At 58.3% G+C, this 5,393-nt stretch carries 4 protein-coding genes; 1 reads left to right on the top strand and 3 read right to left on the bottom strand.

Translation table 11 applies throughout. From position 1 onward, the window contains the following. Positions 1-183: 183 nt before the first annotated feature. A complete protein-coding gene (locus NI20_RS15485; RefSeq protein WP_197055413.1) occupies positions 184-336 on the bottom strand; it encodes a hypothetical protein in 153 nt (50 codons plus the stop codon). A gap of 103 nt (positions 337-439) precedes the next feature. On the opposite strand from NI20_RS15485, the gene NI20_RS0113525 reads away from it, so the two are divergent. Next, complete coding sequence (locus tag NI20_RS0113525) at positions 440-682, top strand: helix-turn-helix domain-containing protein (RefSeq protein ID WP_033121913.1); 243 nt, start codon at positions 440-442, stop codon at positions 680-682. Between the two features lie 360 nt (positions 683-1,042). On the opposite strand, the gene typA is transcribed toward NI20_RS0113525, so the two are convergent. Both typA and pepF read right to left on the bottom strand, forming a co-directional pair. Continuing rightward, a complete protein-coding gene (typA, locus tag NI20_RS0113515; RefSeq protein WP_033121911.1) occupies positions 1,043-2,881 on the bottom strand; it encodes a translational GTPase TypA in 1,839 nt (612 codons plus the stop codon). 401 nt (positions 2,882-3,282) lie between these two features. Beyond that, complete coding sequence (gene pepF / locus NI20_RS0113510) at positions 3,283-5,085, bottom strand: oligoendopeptidase F (RefSeq protein WP_033121910.1); 1,803 nt, start codon at positions 5,083-5,085, stop codon at positions 3,283-3,285. Positions 5,086-5,393 lie beyond the last annotated feature (308 nt).

Raw genomic sequence — 5,393 nt, 5'->3', positions numbered from 1 at the left:
TCACGTGAGAGAATACCCCCTTTTGATCCCCCAAGAGAACGGCAGGGGCGTTTCGATCTCGCCCCTGCACCCCTAACGACCAAAAGGGAGGGACCTTGCCCCTCCTTTTTGGATTATCTTCCCCGCTGTTGCTTCTGACGGCGCGGCATTGCTGCGCTCGCCGCGTTCAGAATTGCTTCTATTTTAGTTCTGTGCTGTGATATAGATCTCTTCTGTCTTTTGTTGAGCGGAGATAAGCAGTTCTTTTGCGTCACCGTAGTTTTGCACTTCCATTTTTTTGAGTGCATCGGTCACTGCGTTGAATAGCGTGGTGTACATTTTCTGATAGTCAGTCATCACAGACGCCTCCTTAACCCTTTTCGGTTATTTTAACTCAAAAGAGTTAATCTTTTCAAGAGGAAAACGATATTCTTTATGAAAAGAAAGCGGGGTGGTCGTGATGACAGTGGGTGAAGCCGTGCGGCGGCGCATTTTGGCGCTGTGCGAAGAACGAAGTATCACGATCAACCGCTTGAGCATCCTCAGCGGCGTCACGCAATCCACGCTTAATAACATTATGAGCGGCCGAAACCACACGACGACCGTCGCAACGGTCAAAAAGCTCTGCGACGGCCTGAATATCACCGTCGATGAATTTTTCTGCCCCGAATACTTCCACGATCTCGAACAGGAATTAAAATAAAACGACCGCCACTGCGGTCGTTTTTTGTTATGCAGCGAGCGAAGCAATGCCGCTTCGGCAGGCATTATCGAGACGGCATCATCCGAAGCAGGCACAGTTCTTACCGGAAGTGCCACAGGGAGGATAATCCAAAAAGGAGGGGCTACGCCCCTCCTTTTTGGTCGTTAGGGGGTGCAGGGGGCGAAGTCGAAACGCCCCCTGCCTTTCTCTTGGGGGTTCCAAAGGGGGAGGTTCTCTTTTGAAAGAGAATCTCCCCCTTTGCCCCGTGCAGCGCCATCGGCGCTGCCCTCCCCCCCCCCGCACTTTCGTGCAGAAAATCAAAAAGCGACGGCTTTTTCAGCCGTCGCTTCTCTATCTGCATTACTGCAAAACCTTTTTGTTGCCGTGGGTGGCCTTCATGCGCAGCTCTTTGTTGAGGATCGTCTTGCGGATGCGCAGGTTCTTGGGCGTGACCTCAAGCAGCTCGTCGTCGGCGAGGAACTCGAGGCACTGCTCCAGGCTCATCTGCTTGGGCGGGACAAGGCGCAGCGCGTCGTCCGAGCCAGAAGCGCGCATGTTCGTCAGCTGCTTCTTCTTGCACACGTTGACCGTGATGTCCTCCTGCTTGGGGGACTGACCGACGACCATACCCTCGTACACGTCGACGCCCGCGCCGATAAACAGCACGCCGCGCTCCTGCGCGTTGAAGAGGCCATAGGTGATAGAGGTGCCGGTCTCGGACGCGACGAGAGAGCCGGTATTGCGGCGGGCAAGCTCGCCCTTGTAGGGTGCGTAGGAATCAAACACGCTCGCCATGATGCCCTCGCCCTTGGTGTCGGTGAGGAACTCGTTGCGGTAACCGAACAGGCCGCGCGCGGGGATCAGGAATTCGAGCTTCATGCGGCTGCCGATTGGCGTCATCTCAGCGAGGTCGCCCTTGCGGGAGCCGAGCTTTTCGATGACTGCGCCGACATACTCCTGCGGCACGTCGCACACAAGGCGTTCGATGGGCTCGCACTTCTTGCCGTCGATCATCTGATACAGGACGCGCGGGGGCGAGACCTGGAACTCATAGCCTTCGCGGCGCATGGTCTCGATGAGGATGGACAGCGACATTTCGCCGCGGCCCGCGACGTTGAACGCGTCCGTCGAGCCCTCGAGCTCGGTGACGCGGAGCGAAACGTCCTTGAGCGTTTCGCGGAAGAGACGGTCGCGCAGCTGGCGCGAGGTGACGAACTTACCCTCACGTCCGGCGTAGGGAGAGTCGTTGATGGAGAAGGTCATCTCCATCGTGGGCGCCGAGATCTTGACGAACGGGAGCGGCTCGACGCACTCGGGCGCGCAGATCGTATCGCCGATCGTGATGTCGCCGATGCCGGACAGGCAGATGATGTTGCCCGCGGTGGACTCGGTGACGGGGTTCTTGGCAAGGCCCTCAAATTCGTACATGGAGACGGCCTTGGCCTTCTTCGGCGCGGCGTCGGGGTCGTGGTAGTTGCAGACCATGATCTCCTGGTTCTGCTTGAGCGTGCCGCGCTCGATGCGACCGATGGCCATGCGGCCGACATACTCGTTGTAGTCAATGGCGGAGACGAGCATCTGGAACGGCGCGTCCACATCGGCCTCCGGCGCGGGGATATACTCAAGGATCGTGTCGAACAGGGGCTTTAAGTCCGTGCCGACGACGTCGGGCGAATAGGACGCCGTACCGTTGCGGCCGGAGCAGAACAGCATCGGGGAATCGAGCTGCTCGGGCGTCGCATCGAGGTCCATCAAAAGCTCGAGCACCTCGTCCACGACCTCGTGGATGCGCTGGTCGGGGCGGTCGATCTTGTTGACGACGACGATGACGCGGTGCCCCAGCTCCAGCGCGCGGGAGAGGACGAAGCGCGTCTGCGGCATGGGGCCCTCAGCGGCGTCGACGAGCAGGATAACGCCGTTGACCATCTTGAGGATACGCTCGACCTCTCCGCCGAAGTCGGCGTGGCCCGGGGTATCGACAATGTTGATCTTGGTGTCGCCGTAGCGGATGGCGGTGTTTTTAGCGAGGATCGTGATGCCGCGCTCACGCTCGAGGTCGTTCGAATCCATAACGCGGTCGACGACCTCCTGATTTTCGCGGTACACGCCGCCCTGCTTGAGCATTTCGTCGACGAGGGTGGTCTTGCCGTGGTCGACGTGGGCGATGATGGCTACATTGCGAAGTTTTTCATTCTGCATAGGTGATCTCTCCTTCCTGCCGCTGGGCAGGGATATCAAATCGTAGGTCTTTAACTGTAATAGTATATTCTGCCGCTTCGTCATTTGCAAGATTTTTTGAAACTTTTTTTGTCTCTTTTGCAGAAAAATTAGGAAAAGAGGCTGCCTGTCCTCTCGGGCAGGCAGCCTCGCACAGTTTTTACCCGCAAGGGGTATGGGCATCCGTAAAGCAGCAAAGCTGCTAACGGTTGCCCAAGTGCCCGCAGGCACAAATGTTCTTGATCGTTTTCCGCCGAAACCGGTGCGTGGCGGAAAACACCTTGCGCATAGCGTGCGTCGAATCGCCCGTTTTAACGGGAAACCGAGGCGCAAAGCGACGCGAAACCTGCTCAAATCAGTGGTTCACCACTGATTTGAAGGCGTCAGCCCAGCAATGCACTCAGCTCATCGATCAGCTCGCCGAACAGCGACAGCGCGTCGTTGACGGGCGCGGGTGTGCGCATGTCGACGCCCATGTCGCGCAGCAGCTCGACCGGCTCTTTCGAGCAGCCGCCGGAGAGGAACTTCTTGTAGTCCTTGACGGCGCTCTCACCCTCGCGCAGAATGCGGTTGGCGATGGCGACGGCGGCGGAGAAACTCGTCGCGTACTGGAAGACATAGTAATTGTAGTAGAAGTGCGGGATGCGTGTCCACTCAAGCGCGATCTCGTCGTCGGAGATCATCGTATCGCCGAAGTAGAGCTTGTTGAGCGCTAAATACTTCGCGCTCAGCGCGTCGGCGGTCAGCGCCTCGCCGCTCTCGGCCATCTTGCCCATTTGGAGCTCGAACTCGGCGAACATCGTCTGGCGGTACAGTGTACCCTTGAACTGGTCGAGGAAGTGGTTGATGAGATACGCGCGCTGCTTGCGGTCGTCGGTCTTGCCGAGCAGGTGGCGCATCAGGAGGATCTCGTTGCAGGTCGAGGCGACCTCGGCGACGAAGATGACGTACTCCGCCGTATTCACCGGCTGGTATTTGCAGGAGTGCCACGTATGCATGGCGTGGCCCATCTCGTGGACGAGGGTGAACATGCTGTCGAGGTTATCCTTGTGGTTGAGCAGCACGTAGGGGTGGGGCCAGCCGTTGCCGGTGCAGTAGGCGCCGCCGCGCTTGCCGGTGTTCTCATACACGTCGAGCCAGCGGTTGCTAAAGGCCTCCTCAAGCACGTCTGTATAGTCCTTGCCGAGCACCGCGAGTGCTTCGAGCGCGGTCTTCTTGGCCTCTTCAAAGGAGATTTCAACGTCCGCGTCCGCGACGATCGGGGTGTAGACATCGTACATGTGCAGCTCGTCAACGCCTAAGATCTTCTTGCGCAGCTCGACATAGCGGTACATCTTGCCGAGGTTGCCGTGCACCGCGTCGATGAGATTCGTGTAGACCTCGACCGGCACCTCGGTCACGTCAAGGGACGCCTCGAGCGTGGAATTATAGTGGCGCGCGTCGGCGAAGAACTTGAGCTGCTTGAACTGCGCGTCCAGCGTGGAGGCGTAGGTGTTGCGGAACTCGCCCGCGCGCTTGTAGTAGGCCTTGAAGGCGTTTTCGCGCAGCGTGCGGTCGGCACTCATCAGCATGGGGACGAACGTGCCGTCCGTCAGCGTGTGGACCTCGCCCTTTGCGTCGGTCACGTCGGGATAACGCATGTCAGCATTGTGGAACATGCTGAACGTGCGGTCAGGGCTTTCGCTGATCTCGCCCGCGGCGGCGAGAATCTTTTCGCACTCGGGCGAAAGGATGTGTGCCTTGCGGCGGCGCAGCTTGTCGATACTGCGGCGATAGGTCTCGAGCTTCGGCTCCTCGGCGTAGAAGCGCGCAAGCGTTTCGTCAGGGATGGCCATGATCTCGCTCGCTTCAAAAGAGCCCGCGCTGTTCAGCGCGACCGCCGTGGAAAACGCCTTGCTGCGCATGCCTTGATAGAAGGAATTGCCCACGTCCTGATCGCTGCGGCAGCTCGCGTACTGCACAAACTTCGAAACGCGCACCGTGATCTCATCGCTGAGCGTGAACCAGTCGAGCAGCGTCTTCGCGCTCTCGCCGAGCTTGCCGGCGTAGGCGGCCATGCGCTCGGGATAGGCCTTGAGCGCTTCGAGCTCCTCGTTCCACTTATCATCGCTCGCAAATATGTCGCTTAAATTCCAGGTGAACTCCTCGGGCACCTCGCTGCGCGGGAGGATCGTCTTTCCGTCCATAGGTTTACCGCCCTTTTCTCAATATTTCTCACTGGTTCTGTCCGCCGTCTGCGGTCAGAGCCGCTCTTGCGTCCCATTATAACGGACGGCGGCGGTGAATACAAGCGCTTTTCTCCACCCCGCTCCCAGCAAATCAGGCATTGACAAATCCACTGCCAAAAGGGTAAAATATTTTTTATCACCTGCGTCTGTAGCTCAGTTGGATAGAGCGCGAGCCTCCTAAGCGGAAGTAAGTTCTCCCGCCTAAGAGCACACAAATTTGAATATTGACATAAGCCCACGTAGCTCAGCTGGATAGTAGCGATCGC

It is taken from the genome of Oscillibacter sp. ER4 (genome assembly GCF_000765235.1).
In the GTDB taxonomy this organism is placed as follows: Bacteria; Bacillota; Clostridia; order Oscillospirales; family Oscillospiraceae; genus Hominicoprocola; species Hominicoprocola fusiformis.
Note: the sequence above shows the minus strand (reverse complement) of the source record. Positions and strands in the feature narration are given on the sequence as shown.

What these genes read in the sequence shown, in the direction of transcription:
- NI20_RS15485 (WP_197055413.1), bottom strand. Translation starts at nt 336, where the DNA reads ATGACTGACTATCAGAAAATGTACACCACGCTATTCAACGCAGTGACC.
- pepF (WP_033121910.1), bottom strand. Translation starts at nt 5,085, where the DNA reads ATGGACGGAAAGACGATCCTCCCGCGCAGCGAGGTGCCCGAGGAGTTC.
- NI20_RS0113525 (WP_033121913.1), top strand. Translation starts at nt 440, where the DNA reads ATGACAGTGGGTGAAGCCGTGCGGCGGCGCATTTTGGCGCTGTGCGAA.
- typA (WP_033121911.1), bottom strand. Translation starts at nt 2,881, where the DNA reads ATGCAGAATGAAAAACTTCGCAATGTAGCCATCATCGCCCACGTCGAC.